Origin of the sequence: Streptomyces sp. A0592 (genome assembly GCF_004795115.1) — a bacterium.
Taxonomy (GTDB): domain Bacteria; phylum Actinomycetota; class Actinomycetes; order Streptomycetales; family Streptomycetaceae; genus Streptomyces; species Streptomyces erythrochromogenes.
Genome location: NZ_SSBM01000009.1, coordinates 236498 through 262296, shown reverse-complemented (window position 1 = coordinate 262296; position 25799 = coordinate 236498). Strand labels below are relative to the sequence as shown.

24 protein-coding genes are annotated in these 25799 nt (G+C 69.5%); 19 read left to right on the top strand and 5 right to left on the bottom strand.

The window, feature by feature from the left end; genetic code table 11:
• Window positions 1–186 precede the first annotated feature (186 nt).
• Entirely contained in the window at window positions 187–363 is a 177-nt protein-coding gene (locus E6U81_RS16450) for a vitamin K epoxide reductase family protein (protein WP_136230808.1), read from the bottom strand.
• 194 nt (window positions 364–557) lie between these two features.
• On the opposite strand from E6U81_RS16450, the gene E6U81_RS16445 reads away from it, so the two are divergent.
• Window positions 558–1706 (top strand): ATP-binding protein, encoded by a 1149-nt coding sequence (locus E6U81_RS16445; RefSeq protein WP_136230807.1) that lies wholly within the window; start codon window positions 558–560, stop codon window positions 1704–1706.
• Here the strand turns inward: E6U81_RS16445 and E6U81_RS16440 are convergent.
• The gene (locus E6U81_RS16440) at window positions 1703–2752 is read right to left on the bottom strand and encodes a rod shape-determining protein (protein ID WP_136230806.1); all 1050 of its coding nucleotides are present in this window, start codon (window positions 2750–2752) and stop codon (window positions 1703–1705) included. The two genes, E6U81_RS16445 and E6U81_RS16440, sit on opposite strands and share 4 nt — an antisense overlap.
• A gap of 234 nt (window positions 2753–2986) precedes the next feature.
• Between E6U81_RS16440 and E6U81_RS16435 the strand changes: the two genes are divergently transcribed.
• The 15 genes from E6U81_RS16435 (at window position 2987) to E6U81_RS16355 (ending at window position 18896) form a co-directional block, all read left to right on the top strand.
• Window positions 2987–4408 carry a folylpolyglutamate synthase/dihydrofolate synthase family protein gene (locus tag E6U81_RS16435; protein WP_346766152.1) on the top strand — a complete coding sequence of 474 codons (1422 nt, stop codon included), beginning with the start codon at window positions 2987–2989 and terminating at the stop codon, window positions 4406–4408.
• A 2-nt stretch (window positions 4409–4410) separates the two neighbouring features.
• Entirely contained in the window at window positions 4411–4788 is a 378-nt protein-coding gene (locus tag E6U81_RS16430; RefSeq protein ID WP_136230804.1) for a DUF4233 domain-containing protein, read from the top strand.
• A 90-nt stretch (window positions 4789–4878) separates the two neighbouring features.
• Window positions 4879–5289 carry a nucleoside-diphosphate kinase gene (gene ndk, locus E6U81_RS16425; protein WP_030027161.1) on the top strand — a complete coding sequence of 137 codons (411 nt, stop codon included), beginning with the start codon at window positions 4879–4881 and terminating at the stop codon, window positions 5287–5289.
• 295 nt (window positions 5290–5584) lie between these two features.
• On the top strand, window positions 5585–6604 hold the full coding sequence (locus E6U81_RS16420) for a rod shape-determining protein (RefSeq protein ID WP_030008578.1): 1020 nt from the start codon (window positions 5585–5587) through the stop codon (window positions 6602–6604).
• Between the two features lie 134 nt (window positions 6605–6738).
• Window positions 6739–7686: a rod shape-determining protein MreC gene (gene mreC / locus E6U81_RS16415; RefSeq protein WP_136230803.1), complete on the top strand. Its 948-nt coding sequence runs from the start codon at window positions 6739–6741 to the stop codon at window positions 7684–7686.
• A 13-nt stretch (window positions 7687–7699) separates the two neighbouring features.
• Entirely contained in the window at window positions 7700–8407 is a 708-nt protein-coding gene (mreD, locus tag E6U81_RS16410) for a rod shape-determining protein MreD (RefSeq protein ID WP_136230802.1), read from the top strand.
• A gap of 13 nt (window positions 8408–8420) precedes the next feature.
• Window positions 8421–10592, top strand: a complete 2172-nt coding sequence (gene mrdA, locus E6U81_RS16405) for a penicillin-binding protein 2 (protein ID WP_136230801.1) — start codon at window positions 8421–8423, stop codon at window positions 10590–10592.
• Window positions 10593–10607: 15 nt separating this feature from the next.
• Window positions 10608–11807, top strand: coding sequence for a rod shape-determining protein RodA (gene rodA / locus E6U81_RS16400; protein ID WP_136230800.1), 1200 nt, complete (start codon window positions 10608–10610; stop codon window positions 11805–11807).
• A 49-nt stretch (window positions 11808–11856) separates the two neighbouring features.
• Window positions 11857–13377: a CYTH and CHAD domain-containing protein gene (locus E6U81_RS16395; RefSeq protein ID WP_136230799.1), complete on the top strand. Its 1521-nt coding sequence runs from the start codon at window positions 11857–11859 to the stop codon at window positions 13375–13377.
• Between the two features lie 73 nt (window positions 13378–13450).
• Complete coding sequence (locus E6U81_RS16390; protein WP_206309945.1) at window positions 13451–15376, top strand: TIGR03960 family B12-binding radical SAM protein; 1926 nt, start codon at window positions 13451–13453, stop codon at window positions 15374–15376.
• Window positions 15377–15945: 569 nt separating this feature from the next.
• A complete protein-coding gene (locus E6U81_RS16380) occupies window positions 15946–16470 on the top strand; it encodes a DUF6879 family protein (protein ID WP_136230797.1) in 525 nt (174 codons plus the stop codon).
• 18 nt (window positions 16471–16488) lie between these two features.
• The gene (locus tag E6U81_RS16375) at window positions 16489–17337 is read left to right on the top strand and encodes a helix-turn-helix transcriptional regulator (RefSeq protein ID WP_136230796.1); all 849 of its coding nucleotides are present in this window, start codon (window positions 16489–16491) and stop codon (window positions 17335–17337) included.
• Window positions 17338–17640: 303 nt separating this feature from the next.
• Window positions 17641–17853, top strand: coding sequence for a hypothetical protein (locus E6U81_RS16365; RefSeq protein WP_240803843.1), 213 nt, complete (start codon window positions 17641–17643; stop codon window positions 17851–17853).
• Between the two features lie 273 nt (window positions 17854–18126).
• On the top strand, window positions 18127–18351 hold the full coding sequence (locus tag E6U81_RS16360; protein ID WP_136230793.1) for a DUF397 domain-containing protein: 225 nt from the start codon (window positions 18127–18129) through the stop codon (window positions 18349–18351).
• An 80-nt stretch (window positions 18352–18431) separates the two neighbouring features.
• Window positions 18432–18896: a hypothetical protein gene (locus tag E6U81_RS16355; RefSeq protein WP_136230792.1), complete on the top strand. Its 465-nt coding sequence runs from the start codon at window positions 18432–18434 to the stop codon at window positions 18894–18896.
• 63 nt (window positions 18897–18959) lie between these two features.
• Here E6U81_RS16355 and E6U81_RS16350 read toward each other — a convergent pair whose 3' ends face one another.
• Complete coding sequence (locus E6U81_RS16350; protein WP_136230791.1) at window positions 18960–19793, bottom strand: recombinase family protein; 834 nt, start codon at window positions 19791–19793, stop codon at window positions 18960–18962.
• Between the two features lie 162 nt (window positions 19794–19955).
• Here E6U81_RS16350 and E6U81_RS16345 point away from each other — a divergent pair, with 162 nt between their 5' ends.
• Complete coding sequence (locus E6U81_RS16345; RefSeq protein WP_136230790.1) at window positions 19956–20546, top strand: hypothetical protein; 591 nt, start codon at window positions 19956–19958, stop codon at window positions 20544–20546.
• A gap of 571 nt (window positions 20547–21117) precedes the next feature.
• Here the strand turns inward: E6U81_RS16345 and E6U81_RS41030 are convergent.
• Entirely contained in the window at window positions 21118–21477 is a 360-nt protein-coding gene (locus E6U81_RS41030; RefSeq protein ID WP_240803842.1) for a hypothetical protein, read from the bottom strand.
• A gap of 410 nt (window positions 21478–21887) precedes the next feature.
• Entirely contained in the window at window positions 21888–23462 is a 1575-nt protein-coding gene (locus E6U81_RS16335; protein WP_136230789.1) for a recombinase family protein, read from the bottom strand.
• Window positions 23463–23652: 190 nt separating this feature from the next.
• Here E6U81_RS16335 and E6U81_RS16330 point away from each other — a divergent pair, with 190 nt between their 5' ends.
• Both E6U81_RS16330 and E6U81_RS16325 read left to right on the top strand, forming a co-directional pair.
• The gene (locus tag E6U81_RS16330) at window positions 23653–24702 is read left to right on the top strand and encodes a hypothetical protein (RefSeq protein WP_136230788.1); all 1050 of its coding nucleotides are present in this window, start codon (window positions 23653–23655) and stop codon (window positions 24700–24702) included.
• A 110-nt stretch (window positions 24703–24812) separates the two neighbouring features.
• Window positions 24813–25592 (top strand): TIGR03936 family radical SAM-associated protein, encoded by a 780-nt coding sequence (locus tag E6U81_RS16325; RefSeq protein ID WP_136230834.1) that lies wholly within the window; start codon window positions 24813–24815, stop codon window positions 25590–25592.
• The last annotated feature ends 207 nt before the right edge of the window (window positions 25593–25799 follow it).

Here is a 25799-nt window from a genome sequence, read left to right as displayed (position 1 = left end):
AAGGCCCCCGACAACGTCGTGGACAAGATCAAGGGCCGGCTGGCCAAGGCCGAGGCGGACATCGCCCGGATCCAGGCCCAGCTGGAGACGCTGCCCGCGGCGTAGCCCCTCGTACGACGGCGAAGGCCCCCTCCACCGGATGACCGGTGGAGGGGGCCTTCGCCGTAGGCGGGGCCGTTCCGGGCCTCACAGCAGCCGGTCGCCGAACTGTGCCGCGACCAGCCCGGCCACCGCCGCGTAGGCCGCCAGGGTCGCGAAGGCGCCGATGCCGAGCAGCATGTTGGGCAAGCCCAGCAGGTTGCCCTGCCAGGTGGTCATCACGTCGCCGCGGCCGAGGACGGCGCTGACGTTGCAGCCCGGCACGAAGAGCGGGTCCTCCCCGGTGGGCGGTCGTTCCGGTCGTCATTCCTCCGAGGCCAGGAGCGGGGGCGGGCCAGGGGGAGGGGCGCAGGGTCGCGGGCTGCCGGGACCTCCGGCCTGTCCGAAGTGCCCTAAATCACTCCGTTTCTCTGTCGGCCGGATCTCATCCGCGGCACCGACCACGGATGATGGAGGGCATGCACGTCAAGCCCGTCGCCCCGGTGTTCCACCGTTGCGTGGCCGCCGGCCGTCGGCTGGCCGACACCCGGGCCGGTTCGCCGCGGGCGGTCGACGTGCTCACCGCACTGGGCTGCCTCGGGCTGATGGCCCTCGACCTGCCGGGGCTCGCCGCCGCCGACAACTCGCTGAGCGGACCCGCCGCGGCCGTCGTGCTCGCCCTGGGGTGCGCGACGCTGCTGGTGCGCCGCCGGCTGCCCTGGATCTCGTACCTGGCGGCGCTGCTGTTCATCGGATGGCTCCACGAGCTGACCCTGGTCCAGTTCGCGCTCTACTCGGTCGGCCGCTTCCGCGGGCGCCGGGCGGGGATCCTGGCGACGCTCGGGTACATCGCCTTCGCACTCGTCATGTTCTGGGTACCGGGCTGGCCGGAGCCGCAGGGGCAGACCCTCAGCGGCTTCCTCAGCATCGTCGTGCCCATCGGCGCGCTCGCCTCGGCGGTGGGCATCGCCGCCTACCGGCACGATCTGGTGCGCGAGCTGACCCTCCGGCGGGCCGAGTCCGCCGTGTTCCGGGCCGTCCAGCAGGAACGCGTCTCCGTCGCCCGCGACGTGCACGACTTCGTCGGGCGGGAGCTGACCCTGCTGACCGTGCGGTCCGAGGTGCTCTCGGTACGGGCGCGCGAGACGGCGCACGCGAAGGACTTCGAGGAGCTGGCCGACACCGCGCGCCGGGCCCACCTCGTGCTCAACGACATCATCGTGCAGCGGGGCGAACGGGCCTCGACCCCGGGGGTCGACGGGCTGCCGGCGCTGGCGGAGGAGAGCGGCCGGGCCGGATCGCCCGTCCGGCTGGCCATGGACGAGGGCGTGCACGGGCTGTCGCCGCTGCGGCAGGCGGCGGTCTACCGGGTGGTGCAGGAGTGCCTGACCAACGCCGCCAAGCATGCGCACGGCGAGACCATCGAGGTGTCGATCACGGCGGACGGCCCGCGGCTGCGGATCGCCGTCAGCAACGCCCTGCCGGCCCGGACCCCGGGCCGGGCCCCCGTCTCGGCGGGCTCCGGCACGGCGAGCATGTCCGAGCGCGTCCGCAGCCTCGGCGGCACCCTGACGGCGACCCGCACGGACGCCACGTACGAGGTCGTCGCCACCCTGCCGCGACGTTAGACCCGGGCCGGGGTCAGCAGACCGTTCAGCGCGTCCAGGTCCTCCACGCAGCGGCCGGAGCCCCGCGCCACGCAGTCCAGCGGATCGTCGGCGACGAAGACCGGGATGCCGGTCGCGGAGGCCATGCGCAGGTCGAGTCCGGGCAGCAGGGCGCCGCCGCCGGTCAGGACGATGCCGTGCTCCATCACGTCGCCGGACAGCTCCGGCGGGCATTCCTCCAGCGTGCCGCGGACCGCCGCGATGATCGCCTCGACGGGCTCGTCGAGGGCGGCGCGCACGTCGGCCGCGCCCAGCCGGTGCGTCTTCGGCATCCCGCCGACCCTCTCGCGGCCGCGCACGGTGAAGGTCGCCGTCTCCAGCTCGGGCCGGTCCGGCACCGGCCAGGCCGAGCCGATCGCCAGCTTGGCGTGCTCGGCGGTGCGCTCGCCGATGAGCAGCCCGTGCTCCTTGCGCACGTGGTCCATGATCGCCGCGTCGAGCCGGTCGCCGCCGACGCGCAGCGAACGCGAGGTGACGATGCCGCCGAGGGAGATGACGGCGACCTCGGAGGTGCCGCCGCCGATGTCCACGACCATGGAGCCGCGCGGCTCGGCCACGGGCAGTCCGGCGCCGATCGCCGCCGCCATCGGCTCCTCGATCAGGTGGACCGCCTTGGCGCCGGCGCGGGTGGAGGCGTTGACGATGGCCCGCCGTTCGACCGGGGTGACTCCGGAGGGTACGCAGATCACCATCCGGGTGCGGGTCCGCCGGCCGGGGACCACCTTGCGCACGAAGTGCCGGATCATCTCCTCCGCGGCCTCGTAGTCGCAGATCACCCCGTCTTTGAGGGGGCGGATCGCGGTGATGGAACCGGGCGTGCGGCCGATGGTCTCCTTGGCGTCCGCCCCGACGGCCAGGGCGGTGGTGGTGCCCGCCCTGACGGCGACCACGGACGGCTCATTGAGGACGATTCCGTGCCCCCGCGCGTAGACGAGGGTGTTGGCGGTTCCCAGGTCGATGCCTATGTCGCGGCTGGATGCCGTCTTGTTGCTGCTGGCCTGCGGCATTTGTTCCCCAATCTGCTGCTCGCAAGGCTTGCATGGCGATCAGGTCGCTCCGGCCGCCGGAGGTCCCGAAAGGGCCGGGCCGAAAGTCCTCCCGGCGGCCGTCCGTAGACTGGCCCTGTGAGTGACCAGCAGCCCGAGAGCCACGACCGCCCTGACGACGAAGACCTCGCCGGCACCTTCGACGAGTTCGACCAGATCGTGGCGGAAGAGTCCGACCGCGACCCCGACCTGGCGGTGATCGAGGCCGGCAGCCGCACCCTGCGCGCCCAGGCCGGGCCGCCCCAGGGGGACCCGGTGCCCGCCCGGCCCGTCGACCCGGAGGTCGCCAAGGCGCTGCTGGAGGTGGAGCAGGAACTCTCCACCCGCTGGGGCGAGACCAAGCTGGAGCCTTCGGTGTCGCGGATCGCGGCGCTGATGGACGTCCTCGGCGAGCCGCAGCGCGCGTACCCCTCCATCCACATCACCGGGACCAACGGCAAGACCAGCACGGCCCGCATGATCGAGGCCCTGCTGAACGCCTTCGAGCTGCGCACCGGCCGGTACACGAGCCCGCATGTGCAGTCGATCACCGAGCGGATCAGCCTCGACGGCGCGCCGATCGAGGCCGAGCGGTTCGTGGAGACGTACCACGACATCAAGCCCTACGTGGAGATGGTCGACGCCGCCGAGGAGTTCCGGCTGTCCTTCTTCGAGGTGCTCACCGGGATGGCCTACGCGGCCTTCGCGGACGCCCCGGTGGACGTGGCCGTGGTCGAGGTCGGCATGGGCGGCAGCTGGGACGCGACCAACGTCATCGACGGCTCCGTCGCCGTGGTCACCCCGATCAGCCTGGACCACACCGACCGGCTCGGCTCCACGCCCGGTGAGATCGCCGTGGAGAAGGGCGGCATCATCAAGCAGGACGCCACCGTGATCCTGGCGCAGCAGCCGGTGGACGCGGCCCAGGTCCTGCTGAAGAAGGCCGTCGAGGTCGACGCGACGGTGGCCCGCGAGGGCATGGAGTTCGGCGTCGTCTCGCGCGAGGTCGCGGTCGGCGGGCAGCAGCTGACGCTGCGCGGCGTGGGCGGCGAGTACGACGGGATCTTCCTCCCGCTCTACGGCGCCCACATGGCGCACAACGCGGCGGTGGCGCTCGCCGCGGTCGAGGCCTTCTTCGGGGTCGGCGGGCAGCACGCCCGGGTGCTGGACGTGGACACCGTGCGCAAGGCCTTCGCCTCGGTGAACTCGCCCGGCCGCATGGAGGTCGTGCGGCGCAGCCCGACGGTGATCCTGGACGCGGCGCACAACCCGGCGGGCGCGGCGGTGACCGCGGAAGCGGTCACCGAGGCGTTCGGCTTCAGCCGGCTCATCGGCGTCGTGGCCGCGAGCGAGGACAAGGACGTGCGCGGGGTGCTGGAGGCCTTCGAGCCGATCTTCGCGGAGGTCGTGGTCACGCAGAACTCCAGCCACCGGTCGATGGGCGCGGACGAGCTGGCGGCCGTCGCCGTCGAGGTCTTCGGCACGGACCGGGTGCAGGTGGAGCCGCGGCTGGACGACGCCCTGGAGGCGGCGATCACGCTGGCGGAGGAAGAGGCCGAGTACGGAGGGGCCGGGGTCCTGGTGACCGGTTCCGTGATCACGGTGGGCGAGGCCCGCCTGCTGCTGAAGAGGGGCTGAGGATGCGCACGCTGTGTGCGAGCACGCTGATCGGCGAGTTCTTCGTGATCGGTTTCGCGGGACTGGTCGCCATGAAGGACCCGGACCTGACCCAGGCCACGGTCTGGACGGTGTGCGGGGTCTCGATGCTGCTCTCGGTGCTGCTGTGCGGCATGCTGTCGCGGCCCGGCGCGGTCCAGCTGGGCTGGGCCCTGCAGATCGGCCTCATCGCGAGCGGGTTCTTCGTCCCGACGATGTTCTTCCTCGGCGCGGTGTTCGCCGGCCTGTGGTGGTGCTCCGTGCACTACGGCCGGAAGATCGACTCGATCAAGGAGCGCTGGGCCGCCGCGCAGGAGGCTCCCGCGGCTTCCGCGGCGCCCGGAACGCCCGACACCGCCTGACGGATCCACGGGCCACCCGGACGGCAGGACCTCCCCGTACGGCCCTGTAGATTCGCCCTACCGCACCCGTATGCCGCAAGGAGCCGCAACATGACCCAGCGCACCCTCGTCCTGCTCAAGCCCGACGCCGTCCGTCGTGGCCTGGTCGGCGAGATCATCGGCCGCATCGAGCGGAAGGCCGGCTGGACCATCCCCGCACTGGAGCTGCGCACGCTCGACCAGGAGACCCTGGAGGCGCACTACGGCGAGCACAAGGGCAAGCCCTTCTACGAGCCGCTCATGGGCTTCATGTCCAGCGGCCCGGTCGTGGCCCTGGTCGTCGAGGGGGAGCGCGTGATCGAGGGCGTCCGCCAGCTGGCCGGACCCACCGACCCGATCGCCGCGGCGCCCGGCTCCATCCGGGGCGACTTCGGTACCGTCACCCGGGAGAACCTGATCCACGCCTCGGACTCGGAGGAGTCCGCAGAGCGCGAGCTGAAGCTCTTCTTCCCCGCGCTCTGATCACTCCCTCCTGACGAGACATCAGCCGAATAGCGCTCATGACCTGGGGCGACCGAAGTAATTTCGGTCGCCCCCAGGTAATTCCGGGCCCGAGCGGGAACGCCTGGGCAGGAGACGTCGTCACCACTAAGGGGGCGGGTATCCATTCCGGCGGGATTGCCGGAGTCCCGTCGCGCGGTGTCCGCACCCCGGCACTACGATGGGGCCTCCACCCACACACCCACCTCGCCGACCTGACAGCAGCCGCTTTCAACTGGAAGGCCAGACGCTCCTCATGGGGAACAAGGGGAACAACATGTCGTTCATCGGCCGTGACATGGCGATCGACCTCGGGACCGCCAACACGCTGGTGTACGTGAGGGGCCGGGGGATCGTCCTGAACGAGCCGTCCGTGGTCGCCATCAACACGAACACCGGCGGCATCCTGGCGGTCGGCTCCGAGGCGAAGAAGATGATCGGGCGCACGCCCGGCAACATCGTCGCCGTGAGGCCCCTCAAGGACGGCGTGATCGCCGACTTCGAGATCACCGAGCGTATGCTCCGGTACTTCATCCTCAAGATCCACAAGCGTCGCTACCTGGCCCGCCCGCGCGTCGTGGTCTGCGTTCCCTCCGGCATCACGGGAGTGGAGCGCCGCGCGGTCATCGAGGCGTCCACGCAGGCCGGCGCCCGCCAGGTGCACATCATCGAAGAGCCCATGGCCGCCGCCATCGGCTCGGGCCTGCCCGTCCACGAGGCCACCGGCAACATGGTCGTGGACATCGGCGGCGGCACCACCGAGGTCGCCGTCATCTCCCTCGGCGGAATCGTCACGGCACAGTCCATCCGGGTGGCCGGCGACGAGCTCGACAACGCGATCATCCAGCACATCAAGAAGGAGTACTCGCTCCTCCTCGGTGAGCGGACGGCCGAACAGATCAAGATCACCATCGGCTCGGCGTACGACCTCGATAAGGACGAGCACACCGAGATCCGCGGCCGGGACCTGGTCTCGGGCCTGCCCAAGACGGTCGTCATCTCGGCCGCCGAGGTCCGCAAGGCCATCGAGGAGCCGGTCAACTCCATCGTCGACGCGGTCAAGACGACGCTCGACAAGTGCCCGCCGGAGCTCTCGGGCGACATCATGGACCGCGGCATCGTCCTGACCGGCGGCGGCGCCCTCCTCCGCGGCCTCGACGAGCGGCTCCGCCGTGAGACCGGCATGCCGATCCACATCGCCGAGGACCCCCTCGACTCCGTCGCGCTGGGCTCCGGCAAGTGCGTCGAGGAGTTCGAGGCCCTCCAGCAGGTCCTGGACGCGCAGCCCCGTCGCTGACCACACCCCTCCCGCCGGGGGAGGGGCTAAGCGGAACACAAGGATCCGCCGTACGGGTGCTACCGGGCCCGTGCGGCGGATCGTTGATATACAGGCAAAAGAGAATTCCGACGAGGAAGGCACGGCCGCCGCACGTGAGGGACACACGAGAAAGCCGGCTGCTCCTGGTGCTTCTGATCGCCATCGCGTTCGCGTTGATCACGGTGGACATCAGGGCAGGCGAGGAGTCACCGGTCGACGGTGCCCGGCAGGCCGCCGCGGCGGTCTTCGGGCCGGTCGAGGAAGGTGTGGCGACCGCGGTCGATCCGGTCGCCAACGCCATAGGGGCCGTACGGGACTCCGGGGAGCGCCACAACCGCATCGCCACGCTGGAGCGCGAGAACGCGGCGCTGAAGGCCAAGCTCGGCAGCGAGGACCAGACCCGCAGCCGCATCCACGAGCTCGACGAGATGCTCAAGCGGGCCGGCGCCGGGCAGTACGGCATCAAGGGCGCCGAGGTCATCGCCATAGGAGCGGCCCAGGGCTTCTCCTGGACCGTCACCATCGACGCCGGCAGCAAGGACGGCATCGAACGCGACATGACCGTCCTCAACGGTGACGGGCTCGTCGGCCGCGTCACCACCGTCGGCCCCGACACCTCCACCGTCGTCCTCGCCAACGACCCCGACTTCACCGTCGGCACGCGCCTGGAGAAGACCGGCGAACTCGGCTTCGCCACCGGCCAGGGCGACCGCGCCCTGTCCGTCCAGATGCTCAACGGCAAGGCCAAGGTCAGCCCCGGCGACCGGCTCGTCACCTTCGGTTCGCGCGGCAACAAGCCCTTCGTGCCCGGCGTCCCGATCGGCGAGGTCGTCAAGGTCGACCCCTCGCGCGGCGACCTGACCCGCACCGTCTGGGTGCGTCCGTTCGTCGGCTTCTCGCGACTCGACATCGTCGGCGTCGTGGTGATGCCGCCGCGCGAGGACCCGCGCGACGCCGTCCTGCCGCCCAAGCCCGAGGCCCCCAAGCCCACCCCGACGGTCACCGTCACGGTCACCCCGTCCGGGGCCGCCAGCCCGCTCGCCCAGCCGGCCGACGACTAGGAGCCGACCCAGCATGCGCTTCAACCGGATCCTGCTCTCGGCCACGCTCGTCGTGGTCGCCCTCGTCATCCAGGTCACCGTCCTGGGCCGGCTCCAACTGCCCGGAGCCGTACCCGACCTGCTGCTCCTCACGGTCGTGTCCCTCGCACTCGTGTACGGACACGTCAGCGGCGCGCTCATCGGTTTCGGCGCCGGACTCCTCGCCGACCTGGCACCGCCCGCCGACCACGCGGCCGGACGGTACGCGCTCGTCCTGTGCGTCATCGGCTACGTCGCCGGCCTGGTCCGCCCCGACGGCGGGCGGTTCCGCTCCGCCTGGGGCCCGATGCTGACCGTCGTCGCCGCCGCGATCGGCTCCACCCTGCTCTACGCGGGCGTGGGCGCCCTCGTCGGCGACACCGCCGCCCGCCACGTGGGCCTCACCGGGCTGGTGTTCACCGCCACCCTCTACGACCTGCTCCTCGCGCCCTTCACCGTGCCGTGGATCATGGCGCTGGCGCGCAAGGCCGAGAACGACCCGATGGCCGTCGAGGCCGGCGGCGGCCCCGCGGGCAAGGCGGCCGACGTCTCCGCCGGCTGGCTGACCGGCGGCACCGGCCTGCGCATCGGCAGCCAGCGCGGCGGCCTGCGCCTGAAGACCGCGCGGTCCCGCGCCAACAAGGCGGTCCGCATAAAGGGCGTCAAGCCGGCCAAGGGTGTGAAGAGCGTCAAGAAGCTGTGAGGGAGGAGCAGACGTGACCAACGTCCCGGAGACCGGCCGCACCTCCCGGGTGCAGATCAGGCTCGTCATCATGCAGGTCCTCGTCTTCTCGATGCTCATCACCCTCGGCGGCCGGCTCTGGTTCCTCCAGATCCGCAACGGCGCGGAGTACTACCACGAGGCCAAGAGCAACCACGTCCAGCGGGTCGTCCAGCCCGCCGTGCGCGGCTCGATCCTCGACGCCCGCGGGGTCCCGCTCGCCGACAACGAGACCCGCCTGGTCGTCTCCGCCAGCCGCACCGCGCTGATGAAGATGAAGGACAAGGGCAAGGGCGTCATGACCCGCCTCGCCGACGTCCTGGACATGACCCCCAAGGAGGTCATGGACAAGGTCCGGCTCTGCGACTCCCAGACGCCCAAGCCCTGCTGGAACGGCTCCCCGTACCAGCCGATCCCGGTCACCCTCGAAGCCACCACCCAGCAGGCGCTGCAGCTGCGTGAGCGCCCGGAGGAGTTCCCCGGCATCACCGCGGAGCCCACCGCCGTCCGCCGCTACCCGGCCCCCGGCGGCGCCCGCACCTCACAGGTGCTCGGCTACCTCTCGCCCGTCACCGACGACGAGATCCAGAAGGCCAAGGACACCGACTCCCCGCACCTGCGGTCCGACCAGGTCGGCCGCTCCGGGATCGAGCGCACCTACGACCGCGAACTGCGCGGCAAGGCACAGGTCACCTCGTACGAGGTCGACAACCTCGGCCGGGTCATGGGCCAGACCAGGTCCGACCCCGGAATCGCCGGGTCCACCCTCATCACCAGCATCGACGCCCGGGTCCAGGCCGTCGCCGAGTTCGAGCTCCAGCAGGCGATGAAGGTCGTCCGCAACGAGACCGACAACATCACGGGCCGCAAGTACGAGGCCGACTCGGGCGCCGTCGTCGTCATGGAGGCCAAGACCGGCCGTATCGTCGCGATGGCCTCCCAGCCCGACTACGACCCCAACGCCTGGGTCGGCGGCATCTCCGGCGCGGACTACGCCAAGCTCACCAGCAAGGGCTCCAACTACCCGCTGCTCAACCGGGCCATCCAGGGCATGGCCCCCGCCGGCTCCATCTTCAAGGTGGTCTCCGCGAGCGCCGCCGTCCGGGCCGGCTACAAGTTCAACGACAAGTACAACTGCAGCAGCTCCTACAGCCTCGGCGGCCGCAGCTTCGCCAACTTCGAGTCCAAGGGGCACGGCCCCATCACCCTCGGCGAGGCCCTCAAGTTCTCCTGCAACACCGTCTTCTACGCGCTCGGGCACAAGGAGTGGCAGCGCGACGGCGGCCTCAGCCCCAAGAAGGACGCCCACGACTGGTTCTACCGGACCGCCCGCGAGTTCGGGCTCGGCTCCGAGACCGGGATCGACCTGCCCAACGAGGTCAAGGGCCGCATCCCCGACCGCCAGTGGAAGCAGAGCTTCTGGGCGGCCAACAAGAACTCCTGGTGCAAGCAGGGCAAGCGGGGCGGCACCTACGTCGAACAGATCGCCTACGAGAGCTGCCTCGAAGGCAACCAGCTCAAGGCGTACGACAGCATCAACTTCGCCATCGGCCAGGGCGACGTCCTCGTCACCCCCATCCAGATGGCCACCGCCTACTCCGCCATCAGCAACGGCGGCACCCTCTACAACCCCACCGTCGGCAAGGCCGTGATCAGCCCCGACGGCAAGCGCGTCGAGATGATCAAGCCCCAGTCCCACGGCAGGCTCCCCATCGGCGCCCAGACCGTCGCGGACCTCGACAAGGGCCTGCGCATGGTCGTCGAGCCCGGCGGCACCGCCGCGTGGCGCTTCGGCGGCTGGCCCCAGGACAAGATCCCGATGCACGCGAAGACGGGTACCGCCCAGGTCTACGGCAAGCAGACCACCTCGTGGCTGGCGACCTACACCAAGGACTTCACGATCGTCATGACGATCTCCCAGGGCGGTACCGGCTCCGGAGCCTCCGGCCCCGCCGTCCGCAACCTCTACAACGCCCTCTACGGTCTGACCATGGACGGGAAGTACGACCCGAAGAAGGCCCTGCTGCCGGCCCCGGAGGCGAAACTGCCCAAGATCAACCCCGACGGCTCCATCGAGTCCCCCGAGATCCGGCCGTACGTACCGCCGTCCCCGGAGGAACTGGAACCGCCGGCACTCGCCGGGCCTCCCCCGACACGGCACGACTGAGGACCCCATACCGACATGCCAACCGCCAACAAGTTCTCCGTCTCCCGGTACGCGCCCGAGCGCGGCCCGATGGCCAAGCTCACCGCCCGCGACTCCGTGCTGCGCCGGCTCGACTGGCCGATCCTGCTCTCGGCGCTCGCCCTGTCCTTCCTCGGCGCCCTGCTCGTGTGGTCGGCCACCCGCAACAGGACCACCCTGAACCAGGGCGACCCCTACTACTTCCTCGCCCGGCACGCCCTGAACACCGGCATCGGCCTGGTGCTGATGATCGGCACCGTCTGGCTCGGCCACCGCACCCTGCGCGGAGCCGTCCCCTTCCTCTACGGGCTCTCGCTCCTGCTCATCCTCGCCGTGCTGACCCCGCTCGGCGCCACCATCAACGGCGCGCACGCGTGGATCGTGATCGGCGGCGGATTCTCCCTCCAGCCGTCCGAGTTCGTGAAGATCACGATCATCCTGGTCATGGCGATGCTGCTCGCGACCCGGGTGGACGCCGGCGACCTCGCCCATCCGGACCACCGCACGGTCGTCAAGGCACTCTGCCTGGCGGCCGCCCCGATGGGCATCGTCATGCTGATGCCCGACCTCGGCTCCGTCATGGTCATGGTCGTCATCGTGCTCGGCGTACTGCTCGCCTCCGGGGCCTCCAACCGCTGGGTGATCGGCCTCCTCGCCTCCGGCGTGGGCGGAGCCGTCCTGATATGGCAGCTCGGCGTGCTCGACGAATACCAGATCAACCGCTTCGCGGCCTTCGCCAACCCCGAGCTCGACCCCGCCGGTGTCGGCTACAACACCAACCAGGCGCGCATCGCGATCGGCTCCGGCGGCCTGACCGGCTCCGGGCTCTTCAAGGGCTCGCAGACCACCGGCCAGTTCGTGCCCGAGCAGCAGACGGACTTCGTCTTCACCGTGGCCGGCGAGGAGCTCGGCTTCGTCGGGGCCGGGCTGATCCTCGTCCTGCTGGGCGTCATCCTCTGGCGGGCCTGCGTGATCGCCCGGGAGACCACCGAGCTCTACGGGACCATCGTGTGCGCCGGCATCATCGCCTGGTTCGCCTTCCAGTCCTTCGAGAACATCGGGATGACCCTCGGCATCATGCCCGTCGCCGGTCTGCCGCTGCCGTTCGTGTCCTACGGAGGCTCGTCGATGTTCGCCGTGTGGATAGCGGTAGGACTCCTCCAGTCGATCAAGGTCCAACGGCCATTGTCGGCCTGATGTTGAGTTCATCCTGCAGACGTGTTCCGTTCAGGACTAAGTTCGGTACATGGTGGACACAAAGCGCGAGATCGAGCGCAAATTCGAGTTCTCCAAGGCCAAATCTGCCCGGCGCGGGGTGCCGGACCTGACGGGGACGGCCGCGATCGCGGCCGTCACCGACCAGGGGACCGTCGACCTCGACGCCGTCTACTACGACACCCCCGACCAGCGGCTCGCCGCCGACGGTCTCACCCTGCGGCGCAGAACGGGCGGCGCGGACGAGGGCTGGCACCTCAAACTGCCCGTCTCCCCGGGGGTGCGCGACGAGGTCGGCGCCGCGCTCAGCGACACGGTCCCACCCGCCCTCGCCGCCCTCGTCCGCTCCCGCGTCCGCGACGCCGGACTCGGCCCGCAGGTCCGGCTGGTCTCCTCGCGCCGCGTCAGCCATCTGCTCGACGCCGACGGAGCACTCCTCGCCGAACTGAGCACCGACGAGGTCCTCGCCGAACGCGGCGACGCCACCGCCGGCTGGACCGAGGTCGAGGTCGAACTCGCCGACGGCGTCGACCCCGACCTGCTCGACGCCGTCGAGAAGACCTTCCGCAAGGCCGGGCTCCGGGTCTGCGACGCCCCCTCGAAACTCGCCCGGGCCCTCGCCGAGACCGATGCCCAGCCCCCGGCCCGCCCCTCCGGAGGCGGCCCCGAGGGCACCGCCGGCGCGCACGTCGTCGCGTACCTGGCCGAGCAGCGCGACGCCCTCGTCGCCCAGGACCCGGCCGTACGACGGAACCTGCCGGACTCCGTCCACCAGATGCGGGTCGCCACCCGCCGGCTGCGCAGCGCCTTCAAGACCTACCGCAAGGTCCTCGACCGCGACGCCACCGACCCCATCGGCGAGGAGCTGCGCTGGCTGGCCGCCGAACTCGGAGTCGACCGCGACCAGGAGGTCCTGATGGAACGGCTCCAGGCCCAGCTCGCCGAACTGCCCCGTACCCTGCTGACCGGCCCCGTGCGCAGCCGGCTGCGGACGTGGAACACCGGACGGCGCACCGGATCGCGCCGCAGGGCCCTGGCCGCGCTCGACAGCGACCGCTACGTCACCCTGCTGAACTCCCTCGACGCCCTGCTGGACGCGCCCCCGCTGCTCGACGGCGCCGCCGGCTCCCCGGAGAAGGTCCTGGCGAAGGCGGTGCTCCGCGACTACGCGCGCCTCGCCACCCGGATCGACGGCGCCCTCGCCCTCGACGCCGGTAAGGAACGGGACCTGGCCCTGCACGAGGCCCGCAAGGCGGCCAAGCGCGTCCGGTACGCCGCGGAGTCGGCCGTCCCCGAGCTCGGCAAGCCCGCGAAACACCTGGCCAAGGCCGTGAAGAAGGTCCAGACCCTGCTCGGCGACCACCAGGACAGCGTCGTGGCCCGCGACGCCCTGCGCGGCCTCGCCGCCCAGGCGGCCGACGCGGGCGAGTCCGCTTTCACCTGGGGTGTGCTCCACGGCCGCGAGGAGGCCCTGGCCGAGCGGCGCGAGCGGGAACTCCCGGACGTCTGGGCGAAGGCCTCGGCCCCCGCCCTGCGGGCGGCCCTGCGGTGATCATGCGGGTGGGGGCGGCTGAGCCGTCGGGGTACGCTAGATAGCTGCCCCCTGCCCGCTTCACGAAAGTCGCGTGATGACCGAGTCGGTCTTCCCTCAGCTTGAGGCCCTGCTTCCGCACGTGCAGAAGCCCATCCAGTACGTCGGCGGTGAACTCAACTCCACGGTCAAGGAGTGGGACAGCTGCGACGTCCGCTGGGCCCTCATGTACCCGGACGCATACGAAGTCGGGCTGCCCAACCAGGGCGTCATGATCCTTTACGAGGTGCTCAACGAGCGCGAGGGCGTCCTCGCCGAGCGCACCTACAGCGTGTGGCCGGACCTCGAAGAACTGATGCGCGAGCACAAGGTGCCCCAGTTCACCGTGGACAGCCACCGCCCCGTCTCCGCCTTCGACGTGTTCGGCCTGTCCTTCTCCACGGAGCTGGGCTACACCAACATGCTGACGGCCCTGGACCTCGCCGGCATCCCGCTGGAGGCCAGGAACCGCACGGTGGACCACCCGATCGTCCTCGCGGGCGGCCACGCGGCCTTCAACCCGGAGCCGATCGCGGAGTTCATCGACTGCGCGGTCATCGGCGACGGCGAGCAGGCCGTCCTCGACATGACCGAGATCATCCGCACCTGGAAGGCCGAGGGCCGGCCGGGCGGACGCGGAGAGGTCCTCCTCCGTCTCGCCAAGACCGGCAACGTCTACGTCCCCGGCTTCTACGACGTGGAGTACCTGCCGGACGGCCGCATCGGCCGCGTCGTGCCCAACCGGTCCGGCGTGCCGTGGCGCGTGTCCAAGCACACCGTCATGGACCTCGACGAGTGGCCGTACCCCAAGCAGCCCCTCGTCCCGCTCGCGGAGACCGTCCACGAGCGCATGTCCGTCGAGATCTTCCGCGGTTGCACCCGCGGCTGCCGTTTCTGCCAGGCCGGCATGATCACGCGCCCCGTGCGGGAGCGAAGCATCACCGGCATCGGCGAGATGGTCGAGAAGGGCCTCAAGGCCACGGGCTTCGAAGAGGTCGGCCTCCTCTCCCTCTCCTCGGCGGACCACACGGAGATCGCCGACATCGCCAAGGGCCTCGCGGACCGCTACTCGGACGACAAGGTGGGCCTGTCCCTCCCGTCGACCCGCGTCGACGCCTTCAACGTGGACCTGGCCAACGAGCTGACCCGCAACGGTCGCCGCTCCGGTCTGACCTTCGCCCCCGAGGGCGGCTCCGAGCGCATGCGCAAGGTCATCAACAAGATGGTCTCGGAAGAGGACCTGATCCGCACCGTCGCCACCGCCTACGGCAACGGCTGGCGCCAGGTGAAGCTGTACTTCATGTGCGGCCTGCCCACCGAGACCGACGAGGACGTGCTCCAGATCGGCGACATGGCGGTCAACGTCATCGCCAAGGGCCGCGAGGTCTCCGGCCAGAACGACATCCGCTGCACGGTGTCCATCGGCGGGTTCGTGCCCAAGCCGCACACCCCGTTCCAGTGGGCGCCGCAGCTGTCGGCCGAGGAGACGGACGCCCGCCTGGGCAAGCTCCGCGACAAGATCCGCGGCGACAAGAAGTACGGCCGCTCCATCGGCTTCCGCTACCACGACGGCAAGCCGGGCATCGTCGAGGGCCTCCTCTCGCGCGGCGACCGCCGCATCGGCGACGTCATCCGCGCCGTCTACGAGGACGGCGGCCGCTTCGACGGCTGGCGCGAGCACTTCAGCTACGACCGCTGGATGCGGGCCGCGGAGAAGGCGCTGCCCGCCTACGGTGTGGACGTGGCCTGGTACACGACCCGCGAGCGCACCTACGAGGAGGTCCTGCCCTGGGACCACCTGGACTCCGGTCTCGACAAGGACTGGCTCTGGGAGGACTGGCAGGACGCCCTCGACGAGACCGAGGTCGACGACTGCCGCTGGACCCCGTGCTTCGACTGCGGCGTCTGTCCGCAGTTCGACACATGGCCACAAGTAGGACCGACGGGCAAGAAGCTACTTCCGCTTGAGGTCAAGAAGTAGCCGTGACCAGCGGCGATGCCGTCCAGAGGATGGCTGAGACGCTCGCTGGCATGAGCGAGGCGGAGCGTACCGAGATCCTTCGAGGGCTCGGGACGAAGGAGCGCGAGCAGGCTTCCCGCCCTGTGCGGCGCACGCCGCTTCCTGCTCCTCGGCAAGATCCGGGCATCGTCTCGGCAGTCGAGTGGGTGTAGCTGACGAGAGAGGCGTCCGGGCCGTAAAGGTCCGGGCGCCTTCTGCGTGGCGCCGATGGACAGCATCGGGTCGGATCGGGGTGAACATGCCCTCTTGACCCGCAGGTTCCGACAGAGTGAAGGTCGTGCAACCAGGCGCAACGCGCTCGACAGGGAGGGACGCCATGGCCTTACGGTTCGTCGGTAAAGATCCCGAGTCCGGAGATCACGGATCACCCGCTGTGTGGGTGGATCAGGAGTCGAAGGATCTTGTGATCCAGGGGTGGACGGCAGACGAGCGGACCACGGGCGAGAGCTCGCGGGATGTGCCGATCCCCGGGCATGAGTCGGTGATCAGGGTTCCGAAGCGGATGATCCCGCTTCTCAGGGAGGCGCTCCGTGTCGCAGAGTCTGACTGACTTCTCTGACCTCATCAGGTCAGTGCGGGAGTCAGCCGTGCATCTTGAGATGCGCGATACGTACGGAGTCGAGAACGAGATCGAAGGCTTCGCTGCATGGAAGCAAGGACGCCGGCTCGACCCGGAGGACCAGGGTTCGTGGTGGCGTCCGTGGCTCGACCTCGTTCAGGAGGTCACGGCCAAGGGTGTGGTCATCCGACGTGCCCGCATCGTCTCGGAGCCGGTCAGCGATTACATCGCCTTCGAGCACTCGGGCACCTTCACGAACGTGGCTGCCGGGGAGCAGATCCGTTGGCTGCCCCGTCGCAACGCCTCGGACCTCGCCCTACCGGGCAACGACTTCTGGTTGTTCGACGGACGCCTTGTCCAGTTCAACGTCTTCGATGGGGTCGGCCGGTGGGTCCACACTGACCAGACGGAAGACCCTGCCGTAGTTGCGCGGTGCGCGTCGGCGTTCGAAGCGGTGTGGGAGCGAGCCATCCCGCACGAGAAGTTCGCCGTCTGATTCCTGACCGGTCAGCTCATGCCTTCCTCTCCACTTTCCAGCGCCCAAGCGGCACGAGCCGCTGTGGCTGCCCGCTTGCAGGGCCTCATGCAAGACGCTGGCCTGACGGGGCATGAGCTGGCCGCTCGGTGCGGCTGGCACAAGTCGAAGTCATCCCGGATCGCGCGGGGCAAGACGCCACCCTCGGACGCAGACATCCGTGCCTGGTGCGCTGCCTGCGGAGCCGACGATCACGCGGCCGATCTGATCGCTGCGTCCCGAAACGCAGAGTCGATGTACGTCGAGTGGCGACAGATCCACCGTGACGGGATGCGGCGCGTTCATGAGCAGACTGTCCCGCTGTACCAGCGGACCCGCTCCTTTCGCGTGTACGCCTCGAACGTCATGCCGGGCATGCTCCAGACCCCCGGCTACGCGACAGGGCTTCTCCGGTCCATCACAGCCTTCCAGGGAACCCCGGACGACGTGGCCGACGCCGTGCAGGCTCGGACCCAACGGTCCCGCGTGATCCGGGAAGGAGATCATCGGTTCGCCCTGGTGCTCGAAGAGACGGTTCTCTACTACCGGGTGAGCGACGATGCCGCGATGGCGGCCCAGCTTGAACACGTGCTCTCGGTGATGGGGCAGCCGAACGTATCCCTCGGCGTCATCCCCGCACGGGCCCGCCGTACCGTCTGGCCGCTCGAAGCCTTCTACGCCTTCGACGACCGACAGGTGGCGGTGGAGACCCTCACGGCAGAGATCAACCTGACCACGCCCGGCGAGATCCGTACATACCTTCGAGCCTTCTCCGAGCTGTCCCGATCCGCCGTTCGCGGAGCCGAAGCCCGCGCCTTGATCACGAAGGCGCTCGCTGCCCTCGGGTGAATCCGTGCAACCGCGTGCAACAGCGTGGACCCCTCACAACCCCGCTCCCTACGGTCTGTTCATCGACCTCGGAAGCGACAGGGAGGGCGCGACGGTGACGACGACGGAACCCACGCGGTGGCAGGAAGCACCGGTAGAGCTGCCGATTCGGGAGGAGCGCCCTGCGCCCCGTCCTGTGCCCGGCTGCCCGGAGTGCGCGCGGCTCGGTCAGCTCCGTAAGGCAGCCGGAATGGAGCGCGACAGCACCACGGTCGCTGACTGCAACATCCTGCTTCGGATGCACGGGACCGGTCACTGATGGACATGCAGACGTGGAGGGACGCCAGGACTCAGGCGACGGACGCGACGGAGTCCATACGTGCGGCACTCGCCGCGCTCGGAGTTCCCGAGTCCGCGTGGAGCAGCGTCCGGCCCGTGGTGACGCACACCGGGCAGGCGTACGTCCATCTCGGGATGATCCGCGCTGATGCGGTCGAGCAGATCGCCGAGGCACTGCGGGTGCCCTCGGCTTCCTGAGCCATCACAGAATCCTGTCACCGCTGCCCTCCCGGCGGGAGGCAGGTAGTCCCCCGATCGACAAGCCGTCGAGCAGAGGCAGGACGTGTCTCGTCTGGGTTGACGTGCCCAGGTTCCGGCCCGGTCCGCTCCTTGACTGGAGTGCCGCCCTGGGCGGTGAGGGCAACCGCTTCGGGCCCCGGGAAACCGAAGCACCCATCGACTCCCGCCCATCACGGGCGGGGTGCAGCCGGCACTCGCCCGGCTGTGAAGCAGATCAGGAAGGGCACAACGATGACCGACCTGTACGGGCTCCCCATCGAGGGAGCCGAGTTCTCGAAGGCGTGCGGCGGCAGTACCCACCCGGACGGCGAGGCGTGCGTGACCCTCGCGAAGATCGGGCCGGACGCATGGGCCATGGGCGACAGCAAGCGCCCGAACGCCGAGCCGCTGCGCTTCACCACGGCCGAGCTGGACGCGGCGGGTATCGACCCCGCCCGCTTCGACCTCTCCGCCTGATTCACGGCACCACCTGAACTGACGGCCCCGCCCTCACGCCGACGGGCGGGGCCGTCGTCATCCCTCGGAACGGAGCAGCGGTGCACCACCACGGTTACGCATGGGTGGGGGAGAAGAAGACGTTCGACAGGGAGAGCGTCCGCAGACCGGCCGGACAGGCCCCGACCGCAAGCAGCGAGATGGAGGTACATGACCGGTACCGAGAAGCCGTGGCCGTGTTCCCGACCACCGACGTGCCCCCGATCCAAACGGCGCACTGGCTCATGAAACCGCCCTCGATGATCCGAGGGACGTGGGAGGAACCCAAGGAAGCCGGTGAGTGGCTCGGCCTTCAGCTCGCAGAGTTCGCCCCCCGATTCGCGTCTGAAGAGGATCGGGAAGTGACCAGGTTGGTTCTCCTGGTGAAGGGTGCAGTCGAGCGGCTCACATGGGGAGGAGACGTGTCCCTCGGCCACTACCTGAAGGGCACTGTCTTCCACTCGGTCGCCCTTGTGACGTGCTCGCCGAACCGCGCTGCTCCCGACCTGTCCTGTCCCGCCCGGTAGGCCACGCATGACAGCGGCCCCCGACGTATGCCGAGGGCCTGTCTGCGTCCGTGTGCGCCTGTCTCAGGCGCTCTGTCCGAGGTGGCGGTACAACGTGGCGCGGCCGATTCCCAGGGCCTTGGCGATGGCTGTGACGCTGTCTCCCTTGGCGTGCCGGGCACGGGCTACGGCGAGCTTGTCGTCATCCAGGACCGACGGACGCCCACCGACGTTGCCCTTACGTGCCGCAGCCTCCAACCCCTCCAACGTCTTCTCTCGGATGCCTTCCCGCTCGACCTCTGCACTGACGGCGAGCACGGCGAACACGATGGCACCTGCCCCGTTCGGGTCGTACACACCCTGAAGGGGGCCGGACAGGAGTTCCAGTTGGATGCCGTCCGCCTGAAGGGTGGAGGACAGTGTCATCAGCTCTGCCGCACTGCGGGCAAGACGCTTCATCTCGACCACGGTCAGGATGACCGGCTGATTCGGTGCGGCTGCCTTGATCTCCCGTGCCAGCGTGAGCGCCTTCTCAAGCTCCGGCCGCTCCTTCACCCGGGTACTGATCTTCTCGGAGAACACGCGGGTGCAGTCGGCACGGGCAAGCATGTCCAACTGAGACTGAAGTTCCTGTCCAACGGTTGAGCAACGGGCGTAGCCCAGCCGGATCGCTGCGCCCGGTATCGCGTCAGACACCTGTGTGACGGGAGCGCCCTGCGTCCAGACCTTCCCCGGGTTGCGGTCGGCCGGAGTCCTCACGGTCAGTTCCGCCTTGAGCGCGGGCACCAGGGCGAAACGGCCCGTGTGGTAGTTCGCTGCCACCTTGCCCGTGGTCGTGCGGCAGGGGCTACCGGCGGGGGCTTCGCACTTCGGGCAGGCGTGGCGTTCGACCTGTGCGGCCGGGGTATTCATGGTCATGACGAGACCGTCTCACAAACGTGTCCCGAAAGCCAGTCCTGAAGGAGATGTTTCGGGACGGGTTACGAGACATCCGAGCGTGGGCGAAACGGACACGCCCAGAGTCTGGCCCGCCCGTCCCGAAAACGAAGGTTTGTGAGACGCCCCGGTACGCTCTTCGGCATGTCTGACGAAGCGGTCCTGCCAAGCCATCTCGATGGGCTTCCGATCCTCCGATCGGACGAGGAGATGGAGGAGGTGCAACAACGCATGTCTCTCCTGGTGGGCGAGGTGGCCCGGGAGAGTGCTGCGCTGGAGTACTACCTGCGCAAACTCATGACCTGCCTCATCGACAGCAAGTACGCCGAGGTTGTGGCTGCGGGGCTTGGAGCACATGAGCTGATCGATACGTGTACGGCACTCGTGAAGATCAACCGGGAGATCACGGAAGCGCAGCGCACCGAGTGCCGCTCCAAACTCGCGACCCTCAAGCCCTTGCTCGCCCGACGAAACCACTTGGTCCACGGCATGTGGTCGCCTGAGCGTGTGCCGGAGACTGAGCCGCTACCCAGCGCGGCGTGGGCGCTTGTCAGCAAGAGGCGCACGGCTGCGGCCTCCATCGAGATCTCCTACGAAGAAGCGGAAACCTTGGCCTACGAGTTGAATCGGGCAGGCTCCGGAGTCTTCGACTGGATCTGCCGCTCTCTTCTTGTGCAACTGAGGAGAGAGCAGGCAACCGAGCCCCCCGAGGAGGCGAACGGGGGTGGGGTATGACCCCTTGGCGGGCAAGTCCGGACCGCCATGTCTTGGCGGCCAAGATCGCGCCACGGTTTCAGACCCCGTCAGGCAGCGGCGGAGTGAGGCAACGGCGAAGAAGTTGCAGGTAGAAGGGCTGCGCCCGGCTTGGCCGGCGCTCAGGGACTGCACAAGAGTGAGGCTTTTTCGGGGCTTGCCGTTTGTTGCTTCCCGTTGTGGCCGCGTAGCGGCCCTTGCCGAGCGCCTTGCCTTGGGCCTTGGGAGTGGGGCGCGGTAGCGCCCCCACGTGGCCAGCTCCCTGGTCTTCCTGATGTCGGCCCCTTCGGGGCCGCTCGTGCGAAGTGCCTTCCGGTTGTGCGGCCGGAGGCCGCGCCTGTCGCTTGGTTCTCTTCGCCGCTGCCCTTGTGACTGGGGGCGCTGCGCGCCCTACTTCTCCTTGCCGCTGACGTACGTGGCTTCCTTCTGTCGGCCCCTACGGGGCCGCGCTGTGAGGCCAAAAAGACAAGAGAAGGCGCGAACGTTTCCGCAGGTGAGATGCCGTCTCGGTACACGCGGGGCGTGTGCTGGCTACACGCGAGTAGGGATGTATTCACCGATCGAGGTGCAGGCGGCACGGCACGGGTGCGCCCTTCCTCTTCTGGAAGACGTGAGAGGGGAGGACAAGGCATGCGGCCCCCGATCGGGGCGAGACAAGCTCCAGCTCCCTGGCGCGGGTCAGGGCGTTGTTCGTACTTTGGTCGGACAGGGGCTTGCCCTCCTTGCCCAGCAGTGCGGCGAGCTTGCCGGGGCCGAAGCTTGCGTGTCCGTGGCGGTCGGCCCAACCGAGGGCCGCGAAGTGGATGCGGTAGGCGAGTTGGTGTCGGGGGTCTTGGGCCATGCGCTGGTACTCGCGCTGAGAGACCCCGCCCCACGGGCGGCCGGGGCCGAAGTTGATGGTGCTCGTGCTCATCGGCTCGGAACCTCCGTGCCGCCACAGTCGTGAGTCTCTCCGTCAGCGAGAGGCGATTCGCACGCCTCACAGGTCCAGACAATTTCGATCGTGATGTTCAAGGGGTGGCGACCTCCCGGCGGCGGCCGAGGGCAGCGCGTAGCTGTACCTCGGCGGGTGAGTGGAAGTCGCGCAGTACCGCCCTGCGCTTCGGGGGGCCCTCGGCTTCCCCTGCCAGCCCCTCTGGGATGGCGGCCCCTTCACGGAGTGGCCAGCTCTACCGGCGTCACACGACGGGAGCTACGGTGTCCGCTCCTCGAAAGGAACGGGAGGATCTTCTTACACGGCCGGTGGCTCGGTCGTCAACCGCGCCGGCAGAGCCCCCGCCCTCGCGTCCCAGGAGGGGAGTCGGGGCGGGGGGCATGACTGCGTCAGAGCTTGGCAGCGAACTCGTCGCTCTTGATGACGAGACGCTCTTGCACGTCGCGAGGGATCTTCAGCCTCAGGTGCACGGACGGAGCGCGCACGCCCTTGACCCTGGTCCGAGTCACCTCGCACGTGACGCCCACGCGGCGCAGATCCTCGGCCATGGCTTCCATGCCGCCGGACTCCCACACTTCGCGGAACGTCTTCCCGTTGTGGACGAGCGTCCAGCGGTCCTGCGTGGTCTCGGGGTCGATCGCGCTCAGTTCGTCGGTGAGCTTGTCGAGCGTCTTCTCCGCCTGCTCCTGAGTGAACCGCGTCTTCGTGTAGCGGCCTCCCGGCTCAAGGCCCGTCATGTAGTAGGTGATGGCCTCTTCAAGCCGCTTCACCTCGGCCCGAGCCTCCGCCCCCTGCGCGTACTCCCGAACCTGTACGGGGAAGTCGCCGAGGACTCGCAGCACGTCGTTCACGAGCACGTCGTACACGCCCTGTGGATCGGGTGCGCCGAACCCTCCGCTCTTGCACTTCTGGCACCGGAGGTACTGGTACTGGCCGAACTTGTTGGTCGTGACGTGCACGGTCATGTTCGACGTGCAGTCGACACAGGTGAGGACTCCCAGGAACTGCGTCGCGCCGTGCGTCTGGCGCTGGGGTTGGTTCTTGCCGCGCCGGTCGATGGCCTCCTGGAGTTCGTCGTACTCGTCCTTGGTGAAGATGGGATCGGCCACCCTGATCGGCTTGCCGTCGTGTCCGAGTATCAGCTTCGAGCGGCGTACGCCGCCGTTCTTGTTCTCCTCCACCCGGTAGCCCATGAGCGCCGGGTTACGAAGGCGCCGGAGGAGAGTCGAGGTAGTGAGCCCTGGGGACATGAGCCCGGAGCGGACGAGGCACAGAGCCATGCGCCGGGCGGATACGCCCCGAAGTGCCATGCGGCGAGCCCAGTGCAGCGCCTTGTATGCGTTCGGCTCGATGGCAAGGGACGGCTTGCCGTTCTTCTTCGTGGTGACGAAGCCGTACGCAGGCTTGCCGACGAACCACGCGTCCTGGGTCCGCGTGTAGTCCCACAGCGACGCGACCCGGGTCGACGTGTTCGCCGCCTCGATCTCGGCGATACCGCCGATGAGCGTGACCATCATCCGGCCGACAGTCGATTCGAGGTCGATGCTGTCGTTCTTCGACACGAGGTTCTTCCCGTACCGCTCGCACCACTCGATCATGGTCGAGAGATCCGACATGCGGCGGATGAACCTGTCGAGCTTCCAGAAGAGCAGGACATCGAACTCCGGGGCCCGGTTGTTGAGCCACTCGCCCAGCTCCTTCCGCTTCCACGGCGGAACCTTGGTCGCCGACACGTTGAGATCGGAGGCGATGCCGACGACGCGGCACCCCTTCTCTCTGGCCAGGAGGCGGAGGTCCAGCTCCTGCCGTACCGGCGACGTGGTGTCCTCCGTAAGAACGGACAGGCGGATGGACAGCAGGGCGCGCGGAGCGTCCGCAGGGAGTAGAGCCTCCGCCTTCTTCAGGTCCTCCAAGAGGGCCAGGTCTGAGGCAGTCCACTCCGTCTCGACGGCATACGTCTTCATGGGCCGGAGCGTATGTGTGGATGTGGGCATGTGTCCATCTGCCCTCAGATGCAGACCGAGATTCAGATCGGCCCCACCGGCAAGAAGCTGCTGCCGCTGTCGGTCGTGAAGTAGCCCGGCGACGTAACCCTTGGGTCACGAGAGGCCCCCGCCCGCAACGGGTGGGGGCCTCCTCCGTGTCCTCCACTGCATGGAAACGGACACGCGGCCTCCCACCGGCGGCGACGGATGCCTGGTGGGCGTCATCAGGATCCCCGTGAAGATCGTCGCCGTACTCGTCGTACTGCCCGTACGGGTGGTCTGGGAACTGCTGGTCGCCGCCGGCCGTGCCGTGCACCGGCACGTCCTCGGGCCGCTGTACGCCCATGTCGTCGAGCCGCTGCTGCGTGCGCTGGGACGGCTGCTGACCACCCTGCTCAAGCTGGTCTTCGTCTGGCCGTGGGTCGGGCTGTGGCGGTACGTCCTCGTGCCCGTGGGGCGGGGGCTGGCGTGGCTGGGGCGGGGCCTGTACGACCAGGTGCTGGCGCCGGCCGGGCGGTTCCTGACCGCCTGGCTCGGCCGGGGCGGCATGCGCTACCTGCTCGCGCCCCTGGCCAAGGGCGTCACCTGGATCGGATGGGCCCTCGGCATGACGCTGTTCGTCTGGCCGTGGGTCGCGCTGTGGCGCTACGTGCTCGCGCCCGTCGGCCGCGGGATCGTCCGGCTCGCCGCCATGGCCCACCGGTACGTGCTGACCCCCGTCGGGCACGGCCTCGTGTGGCTGGCGGTCGCCGTGTTCCGGTACCTGCTGCGGCCGGTCGGGCTGGGTCTCGTATGGCTCGTGGTCGCCCTGTACCGGTACCTGCTGCGGCCCGTCGGGCTCGGTGCGGCATGGCTGGCCGCCGCCCTGTACCGGTACGTCCTCACGCCGGTCGGGCAGGTCCTCGCCTGGGCCTGGCACGTGGCCGGGCTGATCGTCGGCGCCCTGTGGCGCGGGCTCACGTGGGTGAGCTGGGTGCTGGTCGGGTGGCCCGCCTCGCGGGTCTACCGGCACGTCCTCACCCCCGTCGGACACGCCGCGCGCGAGGTGTGGCGGACGGGCCGCGCAGCCGTCCGCGAGGCGCGCGCCACCGTGCGCCGTGCGCTCTTCGGTACTCCTCCCGTGGAACCGGCGAGGTCACGGGCGCGTACTCTGGGTAGTACGACAGCCGCCGACGCGGCACCCGCAGACGAGATCTCCCTGCCCCGACGGCAGGGGTGAGCCGGAGCGGGTCGACAGACCTCAGGGCGATGCGCGAGCCGCGGAGCCCCGCACAAGGAGAAGAACCACTGGGCAAGCGACAGCCCGAAGGCCCGCCTCCCGCACCGGTGGTGCAGCGCATCCGACTGCGCTACACCAAGCGCGGACGCCTCCGGTTCACCAGCCACCGAGACTTCCAGCGCGCCTTCGAGCGGGCCCTGCGCCGCGCCGAGGTGCCCATGGCGTACTCGGCGGGCTTCACCCCGCACCCGCGCGTCAGCTACGCGAACGCCGCCCCGACCGGGACCGGCAGCGAGGCCGAATACCTGGAGATCGGCCTCGCCGCGCCGCGCGACCCCGAGAAGCTCCGCGAGCTGCTCGACGAGTCGATGCCGACCGGACTCGACATCATCGACGCCGTCGAGGCCCGCACCTCGGGCCTGGCCGACCGGCTGACCGCCTCCGTGTGGGAGCTGCGCCTGGACGGCGTGGAGCTCGCCGAGGCCGAGCGGGCCGTGGCGGTCTTCCTCGCCGCCGAGGCCGTCGAGGTGCAGCGCAAGACCAAGAACGGCGTGCGCACCTTCGACACGCGCGGCGCGGTCGTCAGCCTCGAAGCGCTTCCGGCGCCGGCTGATAGGCCGCTGGACAATGCTTGTGCGATACTGCGGCTGGTTGTTCGGCATCTGACACCTGCCGTGCGACCCGACGACGTCCTGTCCGGTCTCCGAGCTGTGGCCGACCTGGCGCCGCCGGTCCCCTCTGCGGTGACCAGGCTGGCGCAGGGGCTCTTCGACGAGGAGTCCGGCACGGTGACCGACCCGCTCGCGCCCGACCGCGAGGCAGACACGGCCGCCCCACCCACGGTCGCCGTGACCGCCGACGCGAAGGCGCCGGAAGGTCCCGCCGCGTAGGGATCGTCGTCGTCGCGCAGCCCTGGCACTCGGGAGCCACCTGGGTCGGGCCGCGTACAGACCTGAAGACTTCCGCCAGGCCGTACGAACACACACGTACGGAACCGGCGGCCATGGACTACAGCTCCCGTGTGGCGAACGCGCCCCGGAGGCCGGCTCCGCGTCATCGCGCGGAGCCGTGCCGGACCGGAAGTCAGCCGCGGCGCC